15 protein-coding genes are annotated in these 19,171 nt (G+C 61.6%); 5 read left to right on the forward strand and 10 right to left on the reverse strand.

What is annotated here, in order from left to right; genetic code table 11:
* Window positions 1-36: 36 nt before the first annotated feature.
* From KBY08_RS09460 to KBY08_RS09490, 7 genes are all read right to left on the reverse strand, one after another.
* Entirely contained in the window at window positions 37-1,050 is a 1,014-nt protein-coding gene (locus KBY08_RS09460; RefSeq protein ID WP_011267760.1) for an ABC transporter ATP-binding protein, read from the reverse strand.
* Window positions 1,040-2,053, reverse strand: coding sequence for an ABC transporter ATP-binding protein (locus KBY08_RS09465; protein ID WP_011267759.1), 1,014 nt, complete (start codon window positions 2,051-2,053; stop codon window positions 1,040-1,042). The genes KBY08_RS09460 and KBY08_RS09465 overlap by 11 nt, the downstream gene beginning before the upstream one ends.
* Window positions 2,050-2,970, reverse strand: coding sequence for an ABC transporter permease (locus KBY08_RS09470; protein ID WP_111522181.1), 921 nt, complete (start codon window positions 2,968-2,970; stop codon window positions 2,050-2,052). Before KBY08_RS09470 ends, KBY08_RS09465 begins: the two co-directional genes overlap by 4 nt.
* Window positions 2,967-3,941 (reverse strand): ABC transporter permease, encoded by a 975-nt coding sequence (locus KBY08_RS09475; protein WP_111522182.1) that lies wholly within the window; start codon window positions 3,939-3,941, stop codon window positions 2,967-2,969. The genes KBY08_RS09470 and KBY08_RS09475 overlap by 4 nt, the downstream gene beginning before the upstream one ends.
* On the reverse strand, window positions 3,938-5,398 hold the full coding sequence (locus tag KBY08_RS09480; RefSeq protein WP_111522198.1) for an NAD(P)-binding domain-containing protein: 1,461 nt from the start codon (window positions 5,396-5,398) through the stop codon (window positions 3,938-3,940). The genes KBY08_RS09475 and KBY08_RS09480 overlap by 4 nt, the downstream gene beginning before the upstream one ends.
* A 315-nt stretch (window positions 5,399-5,713) precedes the next feature.
* Window positions 5,714-6,664, reverse strand: coding sequence for a LysR family transcriptional regulator (locus KBY08_RS09485; RefSeq protein WP_111522183.1), 951 nt, complete (start codon window positions 6,662-6,664; stop codon window positions 5,714-5,716).
* Window positions 6,665-6,771: 107 nt separating this feature from the next.
* A complete protein-coding gene (locus KBY08_RS09490) occupies window positions 6,772-7,827 on the reverse strand; it encodes a GGDEF domain-containing protein (RefSeq protein WP_024638749.1) in 1,056 nt (351 codons plus the stop codon).
* Window positions 7,828-8,233: 406 nt separating this feature from the next.
* Between KBY08_RS09490 and yghX the strand changes: the two genes are divergently transcribed.
* Window positions 8,234-9,121: a YghX family hydrolase gene (gene yghX, locus KBY08_RS09495; RefSeq protein ID WP_003402674.1), complete on the forward strand. Its 888-nt coding sequence runs from the start codon at window positions 8,234-8,236 to the stop codon at window positions 9,119-9,121.
* A gap of 129 nt (window positions 9,122-9,250) precedes the next feature.
* Here yghX and KBY08_RS09500 read toward each other — a convergent pair whose 3' ends face one another.
* The gene (locus KBY08_RS09500) at window positions 9,251-12,298 is read right to left on the reverse strand and encodes an FAD-binding and (Fe-S)-binding domain-containing protein (RefSeq protein WP_024641124.1); all 3,048 of its coding nucleotides are present in this window, start codon (window positions 12,296-12,298) and stop codon (window positions 9,251-9,253) included.
* A 150-nt stretch (window positions 12,299-12,448) separates the two neighbouring features.
* Between KBY08_RS09500 and KBY08_RS09505 the strand changes: the two genes are divergently transcribed.
* The 4 genes from KBY08_RS09505 (at window position 12,449) to KBY08_RS09520 (ending at window position 17,045) form a co-directional block, all read left to right on the forward strand.
* Window positions 12,449-13,354, forward strand: coding sequence for a LysR substrate-binding domain-containing protein (locus KBY08_RS09505; RefSeq protein ID WP_111522184.1), 906 nt, complete (start codon window positions 12,449-12,451; stop codon window positions 13,352-13,354).
* 24 nt (window positions 13,355-13,378) lie between these two features.
* Window positions 13,379-14,290 (forward strand): LysR substrate-binding domain-containing protein, encoded by a 912-nt coding sequence (locus tag KBY08_RS09510; protein ID WP_024641126.1) that lies wholly within the window; start codon window positions 13,379-13,381, stop codon window positions 14,288-14,290.
* 188 nt (window positions 14,291-14,478) lie between these two features.
* Window positions 14,479-15,789 carry an MFS transporter gene (locus KBY08_RS09515; protein WP_058398609.1) on the forward strand — a complete coding sequence of 437 codons (1,311 nt, stop codon included), beginning with the start codon at window positions 14,479-14,481 and terminating at the stop codon, window positions 15,787-15,789.
* Window positions 15,786-17,045, forward strand: a complete 1,260-nt coding sequence (locus tag KBY08_RS09520; RefSeq protein ID WP_060406181.1) for a metal-dependent hydrolase family protein — start codon at window positions 15,786-15,788, stop codon at window positions 17,043-17,045. The genes KBY08_RS09515 and KBY08_RS09520 overlap by 4 nt, the downstream gene beginning before the upstream one ends.
* Before the next feature lie 20 nt (window positions 17,046-17,065).
* Here KBY08_RS09520 and KBY08_RS09525 read toward each other — a convergent pair whose 3' ends face one another.
* Entirely contained in the window at window positions 17,066-17,968 is a 903-nt protein-coding gene (locus KBY08_RS09525) for a polysaccharide deacetylase family protein (protein WP_225651122.1), read from the reverse strand.
* Window positions 17,965-19,113 (reverse strand): GNAT family N-acetyltransferase/peptidase C39 family protein, encoded by a 1,149-nt coding sequence (locus KBY08_RS09530; RefSeq protein ID WP_058398607.1) that lies wholly within the window; start codon window positions 19,111-19,113, stop codon window positions 17,965-17,967. Before KBY08_RS09530 ends, KBY08_RS09525 begins: the two co-directional genes overlap by 4 nt.
* Window positions 19,114-19,171 lie beyond the last annotated feature (58 nt).

A 19,171-nucleotide genomic window follows, 5' to 3' on the forward strand; every position in this document is an offset into this window, starting at 1 on the left:
CGCAATGGCAGAGGGTAACGGGCTTCAGGTGCCCGTTCAGCGTTGGTCATTCAGGTGACAGGCGCTCTGGTGATTCGGCGAAACCTCCCGCAGCGCTGGAACTTCCTCGCGACAGCGCGCCATGGCGTGCGGGCAGCGAGGGTGGAAATGACACCCGGCAGGCGGGTCAAGCGGGCTGGGGATTTCCCCTTGGATCGCGTCATAACGGGTACTGCGAATATCGAAGCGCGGGATCTGCGCCAGCAAAGCCTGGGTGTACGGGTGATTGGCCCGCGCGAACAAGTCATCGACCGATGCCGTCTCGACCACACGACCCAGGTACATCACGATGACCCGATCGCAGAGGTGCTCGACGACGCCCAGGTCATGGCTGATAAACAGATAGGTCAGGCCCAGCTCGTCGCGCAGGTCCATGAACAGATTGAGGATCTGCGCCTGAATCGACACGTCCAGCGCCGCCACCGACTCGTCGCACACCAGCAGTTCCGGCTGCACCGCCAGCGCCCGGGCAATCCCGATGCGCTGGCGCTGGCCACCGCTGAACTGATGCGGATAGCGCTGGCGCAATTGCGGGCTGAGCCCGGCACGCTGTAATTGCGCACTGACGTAATCATCTGCGCCCTTGCGGTCGGTCAGGCCGTGCAACAGCGCACCTTCGCCGACGATCCGGTCGACACGCAGACGCGGGTTGAGGCTTGACGAAGGGTCCTGAAAAATCATCTGCACTTTCAGGCGCAGCGCCTTGCGCTCCTGCGGGGTCAGGCTCTCCAGCGGTTTGCCGTCTACCGATGTGGTGCCCGAGGATACCGGCAGCAGCCCGGCAACCATGCGCCCCAGGGTCGATTTGCCACAACCCGACTCGCCCACCAGCCCGACCACTTCACCGCGCGCAATGCGCAGATCGACACGATCCACGGCATGGGTCAGCGGTTTCGGGCGCGTAAGGTGCAGCCGTTGCAGGAGCCCCTGCAGGGAGCGCTCATCCACGGGTTTGCCGAAGGTCTTGCTGACCTGATGCAGCTCGATGAGGGGAATCTGATCACTGGGCATCGGCCGCTCCTGGGTGAAAACAGCGAACCGTCTGGCCCGGTCGCGCCTGGTGGGGTTGCGGCTCCTGCGCACAGACCTGCGAGGCTCTGGGGCAGCGCGCTGCGAAAGCACAACCGACCGGCATCGACAGCAGGTCGGGCGCCATGCCCGGGATCTGCCGCAGGCGCTGGCCGCGCTGGTTGCGACTTGGCAGGCTGTCGATCAGCCCTTGTGTGTAGGGGTGCTGCGGACGATCCAGTACATCGGCGACCGGACCCTGCTCGACGATGCGCCCGGCGTACATCACCGCCACATCGTCAGCCAGCCCGGCGATCACGGAAAGATCATGGGTGATCCAGATCAGCGAAGTGCCCTGCTCGCGCACCAGCTTCTGCACTTCACTGAGAATCTGCGCCTGAATGGTCACGTCCAGCGCCGTGGTCGGCTCATCGGCGATGATCAGGTCCGGTGCATGCAGCAGCGCGATGGCGATCGCCACCCGCTGGCGCATGCCGCCGGACAACTGATGCGGATAGGCGCGCAGACGTTCTTCCGGGCTGGCGATGCCCATCAGCGCCAGCGTGCGGCTGGCGTGTTCGCGGGCCTCGCGCCTGCTCAGCGGGCTGTGGGCACGTACGGCTTCGATCATTTGCGTGTCGACCCGCAGCACCGGATTGAGGGTCATCATCGGGTCCTGAAAGATCATCGCTACCCGGTTGCCCTGAATGCCACGCAGTTGTGAGGCAGACAGCCTGGTCAGATCGCGCCCCTTGAACAGCACCTGGCCGCCGCTGATGCGTCCGGGTTCATCGACCAGGCCGAGGATCGAAAAGCCGGTGACCGACTTGCCCGAACCGGACTCACCCACCAGGCCGAGAATGCGTCCCGGCTCTACGCGCAGTGACACATCGCGCACCGCTGGCAACACCCCGGCGCGGGTATGAAACGAAGTGCACAGGTTGCGCACCTCCAGGGTCGGCTGTTGGACTGCGTCAGGCACAGACGACATTTCAGGCACGCTCATCGCTGTAACCTCGGGTTCAGGACATCGCGCAAACGGTCACCGACCAGATTGATTGCAACGATCGTGATCAACAGCGCCAGGCCCGGAAACAGACTGATCCAGTATTCATTGCTGAGCATGTATTGAAAGCCGTTGGCAATCAGCAGCCCCAGCGACGGCTCGGTGACCGGCACGCCCAGGCCAAGAAACGACAGGGTCGCTTCCAGTGTGATGGCGCGGGCAATCTGCAAGGCGCCGATCACGATCAGCGGCGGCAGGCAGTTGGGCAGAATGTGGCCGATCACAATGCGCAGCGGACCAACGCCCTGCCCGCGCGCTGCATCAACGTATTCACGGCGGCTTTCGGTAAGCGCCTGACCGCGCGCTGTGCGGGCGTAATAAGCCCATTCGAGCAAGATCAGGGTCAGCATCACGTTGCCGACACCCTTGCCCAGCCAGGCAAGAATCATCAGCGCCATGAGAATCACCGGAAACGACAGCAGCAGGTCGACCAGACGCATCAGCAAAGCATCGAGCCAGCCGCCTACATACGCAGACACCAGCCCGAGCAGCGTACCGAGCACTGCCGCAATCAACGCCGAGCCAATGCCGACCCACAGGCTGATGCGCAGCCCGTAGATAATCGCCGAGACCAGATCGCGGCCCTGCCCGTCAGTGCCCAGCCAATAGGTGTAACCGCTGTCCCCATTGAGGCTGCCAGGCGGCATGCGCGCATCCATGACGTTGAGCTGCATCAGGTCGTAGGGGTTCTGCACCACAATCCACGGCGCCAGGGCTGCAACCAGCACAATGATCAGCAGGACTACCAGGCCCATCACCGCCGTGGGCGAGCTGAAGAACTCGGTCAGCACTCGTCGCCAGGGCGATTGGGCCTGCAGCAGCGTGCTGCCGATCGGGGCTTTTTCAATGACATTCATCGCGATGCCTCGATGCGTACGCGTGGGTCCAGCAGGTAATACAAGCCGTCGACGATCAGGTTGAGCACCACGAAAATCACCACGACCACCATCAGGTAAGCGACCACCACAGGGCGATCAAGCATGTTGATGCTGTCGAGAATCAGCTTGCCAGCACCCGGCCAAGCGAAAATGCTTTCAGTCACCACGGCATAGGCGATGGTCGAGCCCAGTTCCATGGCCAGCACCGTCACCACCGGAATCATGGTGTTGCGCATGACGTGCATGCACATCACGCGCATCGGTGACAGGCCCTTGGCCCGGGCGAATTTGACGAATTCTTGGGGCAGCACTTCGCGCACGCCCGCACGGGTCAGGCGCAGCACCAGGGAAATCTTGAACAACGCCAGGTTCAGCGCTGGTAATAACAGGTGCTGCAAACCGTCCAGCGTCAGCCATGACCATTGCACACCCAGCCACTCACGGGTTTCGCCGCGGCCGCTGGCCGGCAGCCAGCCCAGGGTGATGGAGAACAGCATGATCATCATCAATGCCACCCAGAAGGCTGGCAGCGAAAAGCCGACAATGCTGGCGGCCATCATCAGCCGGGACAGCGGATGCTCGGGGTACATGCCGGCAAACATGCCCAGCGGCACACCGATGACCACCGCCAGAAACAGGGCACTGAACGCCAGTTCGAAGGTTGCGGGCAAGCGCTGCAGAATCAGGCGCATGGCATCCTCGTGATACACGAAGCTTTGCCCCAGATTGCCGTGAATCGCGCCCTTGAGAAAAATCAGGTACTGCTGCCACAGCGGCTGGTCCAGGCCCAAATGCGCGATGGCCTGCAGACGCTCGGCCTGATTGAGGTCTTCACCGACCAGAATGTCCATCGGGTTGCCGATGGCATTGAGGCCGACGAACACCACCAGCGTCATCAACAGGATGACCAGCAACGATTGAATCAACCGACGCAGCGCCCAGCCGATCATTGGCGCAGCTCTGCGGCGTCTGGCTGGCTGACCACCCACTCATCGCCCAGCAGCTCTGGCTCGGCGTAATCGAGCATGGTGTCGAAATGCAGGTCGATGTCCTCGTTGAACAACTGCCCGACCAGGGCATGCGCCAGACGTTTGGAACCCTCGCTGATGGCAGGAATGTCCCCGGACACCGCGCCATAGCTCAACGCGGCCGGATAACTGAAGCAGTGAATGTGGTTCAGCCCCGGGCAGGCGCCTGCGGTCTTTTCCTGAAATTCAAAGCAGTTGCCTAGATCCGGCAGCACAGCCAGTTCCGCATCGGTTTCGCCACTCGGTGCGTCGAAGCGATCCTGCCAGACACGGATCTGCGCAGAGAATGGCGCAAACTCCGGACGCTGCCGGAAGTCGGTGCGAAACCCGGTGGCAAATACCACGAAATCCGCCTCGATACGCGCCTTCGGCGTATTCAGCCAGACGCCCCCGGCAGCGCTCTGTTCGACGGAAAGCACCGGGCTGTCGAGCATGAACCGCGCCTTGCCGGAAGCGGACACTCTGAGCGTACTGCCGCGCGGTGGTGGCACTTGCTGGGTATTGAGGTAATGGCGAATGCGCCATTTCCAGATGTCCGGCAGGCGCCAGTAGCCATGCACCATGCCGGGATTACCGACGCCTTTGCCTTTGTTGATGCGCGGCAGCTCGGCGCGCCGGATCAGCAGATCGACCCGCGTCGCACCAGCCTCCAGCGCCGTGGCGGCGCTATCCATCGCCGAGGCGCCACCGCCGATGACCGCAACGCGTTTGCCGGCGAACCAGCTGTCCTGCAAACCCGCCGCCGAATGCGTCCACAAATGCTCCGGCAACTGCCGGGCAAAGTCCGGCACCCAAGGGCCGCCAAGACCGTCACGCCCCGTGGCGAGCACCACATGGCGGGCCAGCAGAAATCGCGTCTGTACCGGCGTGACGACGTCCAGTTCAATCAGACCGTCCGCTCTGGGCGCTACCCGGCTAATGCGGTGCTCATTGCGTACGTCCAGTGCCAGCACCTTGCGATACCAGCGCAGATACTCGGCCCATTGCAAACGTGGAATCTTGTCCAGCAACGGCCAGCCGTCGACGCCGAATTGCGCTTCGTACCAGGCGCGAAACGTCAGCGCTGGCAAGCCCAGCGCCGGTCCGGTCAACTGCTTTGGCGAACGCAGGGTCTCCATCCTCGCCGTGGTGGCCCAGGGGCCTTCGAAACCCGCTGGTGACTGATCGAAAATGACCGCCGCTACACCTAGATTGCGCAGCTCTGCGGACAGGGCAAGACCGGCCATGCCTCCGCCGATGATCGCCACGTCGAGCACGGCCTGCCCTGCGCTGATCCTTGGCTTGACCCAGGGTTTGGCGGGCAGATCCAGCCAGGCCAGATCCTGCTGCAAACGAGCTTCCAGAGCAGCCAGGCCAGCGGGTGCATTCACATCGGACATTGATCGGTACTCGAAAAAATGATCGGGCCACAAGCCCGAGCCTTGATTCAAAGCACTTCAAGAATCATTCCAATAGTGTGATAAATGAATTCTTAAAGCCATTGAATGCTTAATTCGAATAGTAAAAGCCGTTTTTTATTCTAGCAACGCGCAAAAAAGCATATTTATATTCCAAAATAGAATTTAAGGGAGTTTTGCGTGTTGTGTAACGAAGGGTTACGAAGGATATTCACGGACGCGCTGCGTCGATTTTCAGTCTTGCGCTACGACAAGCGTTACCAGCACCCGGGCCTGAATGCTGTCTGGATGGCCCACTCACTCGGCATAAATGCTCTGTAACAGGGCATCGTGCGCGCTGGCTTCGTGCATGATCATTTCCGGCAAGAGAATTTTTGCGCTGTCGGCAATCTCATCGATCAGCGCGCGCGCCACATCCGACAACGGGCTGGCGAAGGCTGAAATCAGCCCGAAGAAAAACGGAATGTTGCAGGCGATCGGTCTGACGACCACGCCTTGCACCGGCACGCCCATGGCCGTGAACGGATCGACCAGCGCAATGCCCAGCCCGACCCTGGCCATCTGCATGGCAATCAGCGACGTATTGGTGTCCAGCATGCGCGGCGGCTGACCACCCGCCTCCTGAAACGCCTTGTCGATGCGTCGACGAAAGCGATAAGGGTTGGCCATGGTGATCAGCGTCTGCTGACGCAGCAGCTCCATCGACAGCACCCCATGAGCGGCCAGCGCCGAATCGGCGGGCAATACCGCCACACAAGGCGCCTCGCCGATCCAGTGGATTTGCAGACCACGATGCTCCAGCGGCAGGCTGACCGCTCCCAGGTCCATGGTTTTCGACAGGACGGCCTGAACCACGTTCTCCGGAGACATGCTCTGCAACTGAATCTGTTGCGGGCGCAGGTGCTCGGGCAGCCGCGACAAGGCTGTGGGCAGCAGGCCGGCCGCCAGGGCCGAGATCGCCACCAGCTTGATCTGGTGGTTCTCCTCCTGGGCAATGTGCTGCGCACGCTGGCGGATGTTGCGCACACCCAGCAGCGCACTCTCCACCTCGCCATACATCATGAACGCCTTGTGGGTAGGCGTGACCTTAGGCCCGCTGCGTTCGAACAACGCAAAGCCCAGCTCCTGCTCAAGTTCCTGAATGGCCCGGGTGACCGAGGGTTGAGACCGGCCGAGCATTTTCCCTGCCGCCGTGACACTGCCTGCCGACATGACCGCCGCGAAGGCTTCGAGCTGACGCAAATCCATAAGCATGCCTTGATCGATACATCGCCGATGAGGAAGCACGACACAGTGCTCCCCGGTTCAAAGCGCGAAAGTCTACACGCTGGTAGCGCCTGGCGTGAGCAAGCACCTCATCCGGCGATCATTACCCGGTTTCGGCCCTGCTGTTTGCCCATGTACAGCGACGTGTCGGCACGATTGAGGGCCAGCTGGAACGCCTCGCCCGTGGCGATGGTCGCCACCGCGACTGTAGCGCTGACGGCGATGATGCGCTCATTGATCCGCCCGGCCTCTTCGGCGATACGCCGCCAGATACGTTCGGCCGCGCGCAGCGCATCTTCGGGCGTAGTGTCCGGCATGAGCACCAGAAATTCCTCGCCGCCCCAGCGTGCCGCCATATCGCTGCTGCGTACGCTTGAACCGATGATCTCGGCCACCCGTTGCAGAACCACATCGCCGGTTTCATGCCCATGGATATCATTGATCTGTTTGAAATGATCGATGTCGAGCAGGATCAACGAAGCCGACAGCCCCTGCCGCCTGGCTTCCAGTTCGCGTATGCGATGCAGCACTCGTCTGCGCGTGTAGAGATTGGTCAGGCTGTCGCGGTTGGCGATATGAAACAGGCTCAGTTGCATCGACGAGGTGAAACGTACCGACAGTGCAGTGGCGTAAATCGACAGAGTGGTGGCTGTGAGTACGTTGACGATACCGAACGCATCCAGCACGTTCTGGCTCAGACCGGTTCCCTGCCCCGTGTATCGGCGAAAAACGAAGCAGCCCACCAGCGACAGCAGAATCGCCACGCTGTAGGCAATGCGTCTGATGACGTTGAGTTGAAACGTGAAGGCAATGACCGGAATCACGCAAAATATGTAAAAACTGAAGTTGCTTTCCCAGCCCAGTTGCCATGTCGCGAGCACGGCATGGCCGATGATCTCCAGGCACATCAGTTGTCCGGCTTGTCGATGCCGCCCCCTGCGGATCAGGTAGATGCAGTTGACGTAAATCAGCGTGCTGACGATGTTCGCCATCCACATGATCTTCATGCCCAGCCCCAGAAACACTGTCAGCAACACACAGTGAATGCCCAGAGCGACATAAACGATCGGGGTGATGTGTTTCCAGAACTGGATAGCCGTGTCCTTGAACAGCTGGGTGCGGTCTTCCGTCGGAAGGCTCATCATCACGTTATCTCGAAATGCAGGTGGAATATGACCCTCGGCGTAGGGTTGAGATCATGACGTATTGTCGGCCTGAACCGACGCCGCTTTATACAGCGACTGGATAATATGTTTGTCTGCAGCGCCCGAACCCAGTGAATGCCGGAAGGATTCAAATGGACATCATTGAGCCCGGGTAGTGCAATCCCGTGGCTGACTTTTTCATATTCCGCCGGCCGTGTCGGCAGCATCTGGCATTACGCAGTGAGTTTGCACCCACGGGCAGCGGATGGCGGTTTTTCGTCGTTTTACAGTAGCGATCCTGATGCTCCGCAAATACTATCGGGAGCGGACCTTGTGTCGATCACGTATTGCTCGTCAGCCCGCCCAGACGCAGGCAGCCCTGAATGATTCGGAAGGAAGCGTACCGATGGAACGTCTCACTGCAAAAGACTTTGCTCCTGAACTGCTTGAGCTCTATGACTACTACGCGCACGGCAGGATCAATCGGCGCGAGTTTCTCGACCGAGCAGCGCTGTTCACTTTTGGCGGCATGACCGCCAGCGCGCTGCTTGCCTCGCTGAGCCCCAACTACGCGCTGGCCGAACAGGTGGAATTCACCGACCCGGACATTATTGCCGAGTATGTTTCCTACCCTTCGCCCAACGGGCACGGTCAGGTTCGCGGCTATCTGGTACGCCCGGCCAAAGCTACCGGGAAAGTACCGGCAGTGGTTGTCGCACATGAGAATCGCGGCTTGAACCCGTACATCGAAGACGTGGCGCGCCGCGTTGCCAAAGCCGGTTTCATTGCGCTGGCACCTGACGGGCTGTCATCGGTCGGCGGCTATCCAGGCAACGATGACAAGGGCCGTGAGCTGCAGCAGACAGTCAACCCGGAAAAGCTCATGAACGACTTCTTTGCCGCCATCGAGTGGCTGATGAAGCATGACGCCAGCACCGGCAAGGTCGGCATCACCGGTTTCTGCTACGGCGGCGGTGTGGCCAATGCTGCTGCGGTCGCGTATCCGGAACTGGGTGCTGCGGTGTCGTTCTATGGGCGTCAGCCCAACGCCGAAGACGTGGTGAAGATCAAGGCGCCGGTGATGATTCACTACGGCGAACTGGATACCCGCATCAACGAAGGCTGGCCAGCCTATGAAAAAGCCTTGAAAGCGGCGGGCAAGACGTACGAAACGTACATTTATCCGGGCGCCAATCATGGTTTCCACAACGATTCCACCCCACGCTACGACGAAGCAGCGGCCAAACTGGCCTGGGATCGTACATTGGGGTGGTTCAACAAGTACCTGGTTTAAGTTCTGACCGAACGGCGCGACGCAGATCGGTGACGCTGAGCGTCACGCAAGGCATTCCCACGCTGGAAAATGCCACTATCGTGCGACGCTCCGCGTGGGCATGCCGTTCTGGACGCTCTGCGTCCTCTCTTATAGCGCCCTCACCCGTTCCAGCAGTACCTGTAATGGATGCTGCACCACCTTGCCATCCTGGCGCTTGACCTGGCTGCGGCATGAGTAGCCATCGGCGACCAGTCGACCTTCACCGCCGTGCCGCGCCACCAGTGGCTGCCAGGACTGACGGTAGATGGTATCGCTGGTTTTCGCGTTTCGGGTTTCATGCCCATAGGTGCCGGACATGCCGCAGCAACCACTGGCCAGCACCTCCAGCTTGAGCCCGGCGCGGGCAAAGGCTTTCTGCCAGAGGCCGACGCTGGCGGGCTCGTTGGTCTTTTCAGTGCAATGCGGCAGGAAGTAGTACGTTTCTGCCGACGCGCCATCACCACCTTCCTCGACTGTGGACGCCAGCCATTCCTGCGGCAGCATGACCTCGGGCACATTCTCGCTGCCCAGCGTCTTGCTGTACTCCTGGCGGTAAACCAGGGTCATGGCCGGGTCCAGACCGATCAGCGGGATGCCGTACCCGGCCAGCTTGCCCAGCGACTGACTGTTGAAACCGGCAGCTTTCTCGAACGCCTGCAGAAAACCCTGCACCTGCAGCGGCTTGCCATTGGGCGCAAACGGTGCGAGGTAGACCTGATAACCGAGACGTGAAATCAGCTCCAGCCAGTCTGCCGCCAGCGGGGTTTCGAAGTATCGGGTGAATGCATCCTGAACCAGCACCACCGTGCGCTTGCGCTCCTCCTCGCTCGATGCGGCCAGACGCTGCGGCGTGGCGATGCCCACATTCCAGCGAGCACAAGCCGCACGGAAGTCGGTCAGGCTCAATAACGGGCTGTCGACCATGCCGGCCACATGTTCGAGCAGGTAACGCACCGGCCTTGCGCCCATGATCGCGTTGTACAGCTTCGGAAAGCGCGCCAGGTGCGGAATGCTGAACTCCAGCGAGCCAATCAGATAATCCTTGATCGGGCGCAGGTAGCGGCTGTGGTACAGCTCGAGAAAGCGCGAACGGAACTCGGGCACATTGACTTTCACCGGGCACTGTCCCGCACAGGACTTGCAGGCCAGGCAACCGGCCATGGCGTCGTAGACTTCGTGGGAGAAATCCTTCTGCCCCGCCACCCTGGCGACACTGTTGACGGTTCGCTCGGCAAGGCTTTTCAGCACATTGGCACTGCGCGCCCTGGCGCTGGCGGTGAGGACATTGACGTCCTGCTCGCCTTGCAGACGCAGCCATTCCCTGACCAGCGAAGCGCGGCCCTTGGGTGAGTGAATGCGGTCACGGGTGGCTTTCCATGACGGGCACATGGCGTCGTCGGTGTCATAGTTGTAACAGGCGCCATTGCCATTGCAGTGCAACGCGCTGTCGTAGCTTTGCCAGACCCGTTCATCGATCGTACGATCCAGATCGCCACGCAACGTCACTTCATCCACCAGCGTCAGGCGCGCGTCGGGCACTGTGGCAGGCGTGGCGATCTTGCCGGGGTTAAGCTGGTTGAACGGGTCGCAGGCGGCCTTGAGGGCCTGCAACGCGGGATACAACTCGCCGAAATATTCAGGCACGTATTGCGAACGCAGACCCTTGCCATGCTCACCCCACAGCAGCCCGCCATAACGCTTGGTCAGCGCCGCGACTGCGTCGGAAATCGGCCGAATCAGCGCAGCCTGCGCGGGGTCCTTCATGTCCAGAATCGGCCGCACGTGCAGCACGCCGGCATCCACATGGCCGAACATGCCGTATTGCAGGCCGTGGCTGTCCAGCAGCGCACGGAACTCCTGAATGTAATCGGCAAGATTTTCCGGCGGCACGGCAGTGTCTTCGACAAACGGCTGCGGCCTGGCTTCACCCTTGACGTTGCCGAGCAGCCCCACCGAGCGCTTGCGCATGGTGTAGACGCGATTCACTGCCGCACTGCCAGCCGCCAGCGTGTGGCCGAGACGCAGCACCGACGTGTCAGTCTGCAAGTGCGCAACGAACGCATGAACGCGCTGCTCCACTTCACTCAACTCATCGCCGCTGAATTCGATCAGGTTGATGCCCAGCGTCGGCGTTGCAGGGTCCTGGGGGAAATACTCGGCCACGCCATGCCAGACGATATCCTGCATGGCCAGCATCAGCACCTTGGAGTCCACGGTCTCGATGGACAGCGGCTTGTGCGCCATCAAGGCCTTGGCGTCCCGCAGGGCGTCCATGAAACCGGCATAGCGAACGTTGACCAGAATCGAATGTTTGGGGATCGGCAGGACGTTGAGTCGGGCCTCGACGATAAAACCCAGCGAGCCTTCAGAGCCGCAGAGCACGCTGTTGAGGTTGAAACGCCCGTCTTCCTCGCGCAGGTGCGCCAGGTCGTAACCGGTCAGACAGCGGTTAAGCGGTGGGAAAACATCCTTGATCAATTGTGCCTGCGTATCGGCAATCTGCTGCGCGCAACGATAAACGTCGCCGGCGCGGTCGACGCGTGCCTGCTCGCTGGCCAGTTGTTCGACATTCAGTGCATGGCTGTTGACGTACGAACCGCCCAGCAACACGGTCGATAGCTCAAGGACGTGATCACGGGTCTTGCCGTAGGTGCAACTGCCCTGCCCGCTGGCATCGGTGTTGATCATGCCGCCAATCGTGGCACGGTTGGAAGTCGACAGTTCCGGCGCGAAAAACAGCCCGTGCGGCTTGAGCGCGGCATTGAGCTGGTCCTTGACCACACCGGTCTGCACGCGCACCCAACGTTCCTCGACGTTGATCTCGAGAATAGCGTTCATGTGTCGCGACAGGTCGACCACCACCCCGTCGGTCAGTGATTGCCCGTTGGTCCCGGTGCCGCCACCACGCGGGGTCAACACCACCTGTTGGTGCTCGGGCCGCGCCGCCAGCCGGGCGACGATTGCGACGTCATGGCTGTCCATCGGGAACACGGCAGCCTGTGGCAGGCGCTGGTAGATGGAGTTGTCAGTGGCCAGTACGGTGCGCGAACCGTGGTCACGGGCTATTTCGCCACGAAAGCCGGCCTCCGCCAGGGCATTGAGGAAACGGTCATAGTGACCGATCTGCTCAGAGGTCGGTTTCAGCAGCGCAATCATGGTGGTCTTCCTCGCTAGGCGTTTTATATGCAAAGCACGTATGCTTCGAAACGCTCGAATGCATGGCGTTATCAACGGTTAGCGTGATTCTCCTGCCTGTCATGCTTCAGTGCAAACGTAAAACCTGCCGTTTTTCCATGAGTTTTATGAATGAACACCCGAAGACTGACGCCCTCCATGTCGCTGCTGCTCGCCTTCGAGGCGGCCGCCCGGCATGGCAGCTTCACCAAGGCCGCAGACGAACTGGCCCTGACCCAGAGCGCCGTCAGCCGGCAGGTGCAGGCGCTGGAGGCACAACTGGAAGTCGAGCTGTTCAAGCGCGACGGCAGACGCATCGAGCTGACTACCGCAGGCGCGCTGTATCAGCATGAGCTGGCTGCCGCGCTGGGCCGCATCCGCAGTGCGACCCTGCAAACCATCGCGCACAAGGCCGAAGGCGGCACGCTGCATCTGGCCGTGCTGCCGACCTTCGGCTCGAAGTGGCTGCTGCCACGCATGAATGACTTTTACACCCGGCATCCGGGCTATGTGGTGCATATCCACTCACGCATCGTGCATGCCGACCTGACGCCCGCCGCCAGCGAAATGAACGCGATCATCTGTGCCGGCAACGGCAACTGGCCCGGTTACATCGCGCATCCGCTGGTCAGTGAAAAACTGGTGGTGATTGCCAGCCCGGCTGCCCTTGCCGGCTACAAGACGATGACCCCGGCGCAGGTTGCCCAGCATGCGTTGCTAAGCGTGGTGTCGCGGCCCAATGCCTGGTCGGGCTGGTTCGACAGTAATCGGCTGGACCATCACATCATGCGCCCCGGTCCGAGCTTCGAACTGACCTCGCACCTGATCCAGGCCGTCGCGGCCGGCATTGGTGTCGCGCTGGTCCCGCGCATTCTGGTGCAGGACGAAATCCACAGTGGCGAACTGGTCACCCTGTTCGAGCCCCTGGACAGCGGACGCAATTATTACCTGGCCTACGCCACGCGTTTTCAGAACCTGCCATCGCTGTGCGTGTTCAGGGACTGGCTGCTGTCGACGCCGTTTCCCGACACTTTGTAAAACCTGCCCGCAACAGGAGCCACTGTGCGTATCGAGCCTCTTCCGCCGCTGCAGAACCTGATCGCTTTCGAAGCTGCCGTCCGGCATGGCAGCTTCACGCGTGCCGCCAGCGAACTGAACCTGACCCAGAGCGCGATCAGCCGTCAGGTCGCGCAACTGGAGGAATTTCTCGGCCGCGCGCTGTTTCGTCGCGAGCACAAGCGCATTCATCTGACGGTCGCCGGGCAGATTTACGCCGAGCAGATCCAGCGCGTATTGACGTTGTGCGCCGAGGCCACCGCTCAGGTGATCACTCACAGCGGCGATCAGCAGCTGACCCTGGCCTGCTCCAGTGGCGTGGCGGCCTTGTGGCTGGGGCCTTTGCTGGGACGTTATCGCGATGCCTTCCCGGCCGTGGATATCCGCCTGCGCGTGGTCGACGGGCTGGATTCGCTGATTCGCGCCGAATTCGATCTGGCGCTGTATTTTCTCCGCGAAGTCTCACCGGCGGGTCTCGACAGCCGTTTGCTGTTCGCCGAATCGGTCAATGCCTACTGCTCGCCCGACTATCTGGACGGACGTCTGCTGGAGCCCGTGCAGTTGCTGGATCATTGCCTGCTGATGCTCGAAGACGGCCAGCGTCAATGGTTGTCATGGGGTGACTGGTTCGGCCGCCAGGGTGTCGATGCCTCGCTGATCCGTAAGCGCATGACCGTCAATCTGTATCCGGTGCTGGTCGATCTGGCGGTCGCCGGGCACGGCATCGTGCTCGGCTGGCAGCCAATGATCGACCGCCACGTACAGTCCGGCGCGCTGGTGCCCGCCTGCCGCAAGAGCGTCGGCGCGGTAGGTGGCTACTACCTGCTGACACCCAGCGGCAAGACGCCTCGGCGTGCCGCACGCGCCTTCGAGAAATGGCTGGCGGGCGAAATCGCCACACTGGCTTCAGCGCCCTGAAACCTGCATGCGTCTGGCGCATGCAAATCTGCGTAATAAGCGTTTTCTTAAAATCCGCCCAGCGCCTACTCTCGACTGAAACGGGCAAAAAGACCTGACTCAGCCGCACTCACAACCACCCTGCCCCTCAATCAATGCAGCCGATGCAGGGGGCTTCCCTGCGTGTATCGCATGCAGGAGCTTATCCGGTGAGCACATTACAATCCTCTGCTTCACGCCCCCATGAACAAAAGGCACGCCGCGCGGTAGTCGCCACGGTGATCGGCAATGGCCTTGAATGGTTTGACTTCACGGTCTACAGCTTCTTCTCGGTGATCATCGCCAAGGTGTTCTTCCCCACCGGCAGCGAACTGACGTCTTACCTGCTGGCGCTGGCGACCTTCGGGGTCGGCTTTTTCATGCGTCCGGTGGGCGGCATTGTGCTGGGCATCTATAGCGACAAGCGCGGACGCAAGGCGGCATTGTCGCTGACCATCCTGCTGATGGCGCTGGGTACGCTGATCATCGGGCTGACACCCGGCTTCGCGCAGATCGGCTATCTGGCGCCGCTGCTGATTGTCCTGGCGCGCCTGCTGCAAGGCTTCTCTGCCGGTGGCGAGATGGGCAGCGCCACGGCGTTTCTGACCGAGCATGCGCCTGAGGGCAGGAAAGCCTTCTACTCCAGCTGGATTCAGGCCAGCATCGGCGTCGCGGTGCTGCTGGGTTCCGCGCTGGGCGCGGTGCTGTCCAGTTACCTGACCCAGGCACAGCTCGAAAGCTGGGGCTGGAGGGTGCCGTTTCTGATTGGCACGCTGATCGGGCCGGTCGGCTTCTATATTCGCAGCCGGGTTGACGAGACACCTGCCTACAAGGCTGCCAAACCGGTCGAATCGCCGCTGCGCGAAGTAATCAAGACTTACCCGCGACAGACCCTGATCAGCTTTTCGCTGGTCGTGCTGTGGACCGTCTGTACCTATGCGATCCTGTTTTACATCCCGTCCTACGCCCAGCGCGTGCTTGGTCTGCCGTCATGGATGGGCTTCAGCGCGGGCATGATGGGCGGCGCGGTGCTGATCGTCGCCACGCCGATTGTCGGCGCCCTGGCCGACCGCAGCGGGCATCGCCCCTGGCTGCTGGGCTCGGCCATTGCCATCTTCCTCAGCGCCTACCCGATGTTTCTGTTCATCAACCAGATGCCAGGGCTGTTTTCACTGTTGATCTTCGAGCTGGTGCTCGGCCTGCTGATTTCCGCTTACATCGGCTCGATCCTCGCAGCCTTCGGTGAATTGCTGCCCACCCACGTGCTGTCCACCGGGCTTTCGGTGGCCTACAACTTCGCCGTCACCCTCTTCGGCGGCTTTGCCACCTTCACCATCACCTGGCTGATTGCCTCGACCGGCAGCAACCTGGCGCCAGCCTTTTACATCATGTTCGCCGCCCTCGTCAGCGGTATTGGCGCACTGCTTTATCGCGACCGTGCGCCTGCGGCCCATCAACCCCTGTCTGGAGCTTACCCATGAGTAACACTGAACCCACACGCCTGATCCTGCGCAACGGCCGCCTGCTGGACGTGCAACAAGGACAACTGATTTCGGGCCAGGAGGTCGTGATCGAGGGTGAGCGCATTGTCGCGGTGCGTGCCGAGGGTCAGCCGGCCCCGGCAGGCGCTCAGGTCATCGATCTGGGTGGCAGAACACTGATGCCCGGCCTGATCGACTGCCATGTGCATGTGCTGGCTTCCAACGCCAACCTGGGCATGAACGCCCTGCAACCCAACGCAATCATCATGTACCGCGCCTTGCCGATTCTGGCGGCGATGCTCGACCGTGGTTTTACCACCGTGCGCGATGCCGGGGGCGCTGACTGGGCACTGGCCCGTTCGATTCAAATGGGGCTGATTCCCGGCCCGCGCATCTTCGCATCGGGCAAGGCACTGTCACAGACCGGCGGGCATGGCGACATGCGCGCACGCGGCGAACTGCTGCTCAACGAGCCCTGCTCCTGCTGCTTCCGCGCCGGGGCCATCGCCCGCGTGGTGGATGGTGTCGACAACGTGCGCCTGGCGGTGCGCGAAGAGCTGCAGCAAGGCGCCAACCAGATCAAGATCATGGCCTCGGGCGGTGTTTCTTCGCCGACCGACCCGATTGCCAACACCCAATACAGCGAAGCTGAAATCCGCGCCATCGTCGACGAGGCCGCCGCCGCGAACACCTACGTCATGGCGCATGCCTACACCGCTCGGGCGATTCGCCGCGCCATCGAATGCGGCGTCAGAACCATCGAACATGGCAATCTGGTCGATGCCGACACCGCGCGGCTCATGGCTGAAAAAGGCGCATTTGCGGTGCCGACTCAAGTCACTTACGAAATGCTCGCCGAATATGGCGAACGCTTTGGGCTGCCGGCTGACTCGGTCGCCAAGATCGAGGATGTGCGCCAGGCCGGGCGCAATGCCCTGCTGCTGTTCGCCGAAGCGGGCGTACCGATGGGCTATGGCTCGGATTTGCTGGGCGAAATGCACGAGTACCAGACTCATGAATTGAAGATTCGCGCAGAACTGCTGGGTAATCTGGCAGCGCTGCGCAGTGCCACAAGTGTCGCGGCGCAGATCCTTCAGCGCGAAGGCGAACTGGGCTGCATCGCCGCCGGTGCGATCGCTGATCTGCTGGTGGTGGATGGCGACCCGCTGAGCGATATCAGTTGCCTGGTCGGTCAGGGCGAACACCTGGCGATGATTGTTCAGGGCGGTCATGTGCGCAAGAACACCCTGGTCTGACGCCTGGTCAGTGCGTGTCGTCAGTGGGCGTTGTGGTCCCAGATCCAGTTCCAGACGCCGGGCAAGCTGACAGGCTCGCCCGCCTCCTTGACCGTCCGGGCCAGTGCCGCGCGCTGCAACTGCCCGCTGTCGTCATAGAACGGTTTGTCGGCGAGCCGCACGCCGGTCTGCCCGGCACTGTCGACCAGTATCTGCAAGTACTCCCGCGCATGCCGCGCGGTGTAGCGGTTCAGGTCATGGAAGGTCACCACCACCGGAATCACGCCATCCACCGCAGGCAGCTCGCCGGCGGCAATGCGCTCGCGCACCCGCGAGAGCTGGCTGACCATATTGGAACGGCGGCGCAGGCTGAAGTTATAGCCCCAGATCTTGCCGTCATTGGCACTCAGGTCAGTGAGCAGCACCTGCAGATGGTGGCGCTGATAGGCGCTGAAGGTGCGTTTGTCGTAGTTCCAGAACGGCGGACGCAGCAAGGTAGTCGGCACGCCCGTGATCGACGCAATGATCGCGCAGCCCTGGGTCAGGGATTGCTCCAGTTCCTCATCGCTCAGCGAACGGTGGTTGGTGTGGTGCGGCGTGGCGGTGTGAAAGCCCAGCAGGTGCCCTTCATCATGCTGACGGCGCATGATCGCCCAACCCTGATCACTGTTACCCGCACCGGTTGCGCCGGTCTGCACGAAGAACACCGCCTTGATGCCCGGCTGCAGCGGATTGTCCGCCAGGCTGTCGAGCACGGTGATGCTGGGGTTGTAGAACGTCGAGGCGCTCGGGCCATCGTCGAAGGTCAGCAGAAAGCGCACCGGAGGCTGTTGCTGCAGCTGCGCGGCGGTTTTCGCGGCCAGCGGGATCGGCGCGCTGATGCAGGCCGACAGGCTCGCAGCGATGGCCAGTACGCAAAAAGCCTTGAGCACGAACTTAATCACGGTAGAGAGTCCTGTGGCCGGTCTGCTGAAGCGCACGCATGATCATCCACAGGCGCGGCAAACACAATCACTGCGGCCCGAAGTTTATCGGCACCGAAACAACTCATGCGGTTGAAGTCGGCATGGCTTACCGGCATATGCTGGCAGTCGATGGCCTGCCGATGCAGGCTGTGATCGATATCGGGATCGTGCAGGTAGACGAAATCGCTGTCGCAATCGGTGACCATCACCCAGTGCGGTGCCTTGGAACGGGTCAGGCGGTAACTGCTGATCAGCACCAGCGGCTTGCCGCCATCGGCCAGCAGGCCTGGCAGGTTCAGCGAGCGATTGGGCAGTGTGTGCACCCCGGCGGTTTGCAGCGCCTCACAGAACTGCTCGTGAACCAGGCGAATCACCTGTTTCTTGTTGTCACTGCGCACGCCGCCCAGAAACAACGGGCCCGAGACCGACACCAGCAGCTTCACCGCAAAGCCCCGTTGCAGAGCCGCCAGCGCAAGCCCCTGAGGGCTGCAACCGCCATGGCCGGAGGTCATGAACACGGTGGTCGCCTCGCGCCAGATCTGCAATTCTTCGCCACGGCCCATCGAGCGCGCAGGTTGCAGGGCTTTCATGGCCATCAGCAGACAGGCCGGGCCACAGGTGAACTCCAGGGTCTGCTGGTAGTAAGGCACTGAGCGACTGTCCAGCCGGGCGTGTTCAACGATGCGCTTCTCGTAGCGCAAGGCCGGGGCATGGTCCTGGTAATAGTCATCGACCTGAGCGAAACGCCGATAACCGCTGCGCTCGTAAAGCCCGATGGCAGCGCCGTTATCGGGGCGCACCTCAAGGCGCAGGTAAGCGCAGTCGCGGCCCACGGCCTGTTGCTCGGCACGTTGCAACAACTGCCTGCCCAGGCCCTTGCCCCGCGCTGCATCGGCAATCGCCAGCGAATACAAGCGCCCCAGCGAGGTGCCCCGATGAAACAGCACCAGCGCATAGCCGGTGAGCTGTCCGGCCTGCTCGGCGACGATCAGGCTGGCATTGGCGCGGCGGATCATCCAGTGAAAGCTGCGCGCGGTCAGACGGTCGCCGTCAAAACACTGGTTCTCCAGAAGCAGCAAGTCATCGACATCGGTTTCAACTGCATCTCGAAATATAAAGTCCATCTGCACCGCCGTAAAAGTTGTGTAACGAAACGGGACATTTCAAAAAGCACATGCTTAA

The sequence above is a fragment of the Pseudomonas sp. P135 genome (assembly GCF_020312125.1).
GTDB lineage: Bacteria > Pseudomonadota > Gammaproteobacteria > Pseudomonadales > Pseudomonadaceae > Aquipseudomonas > Aquipseudomonas fragariae.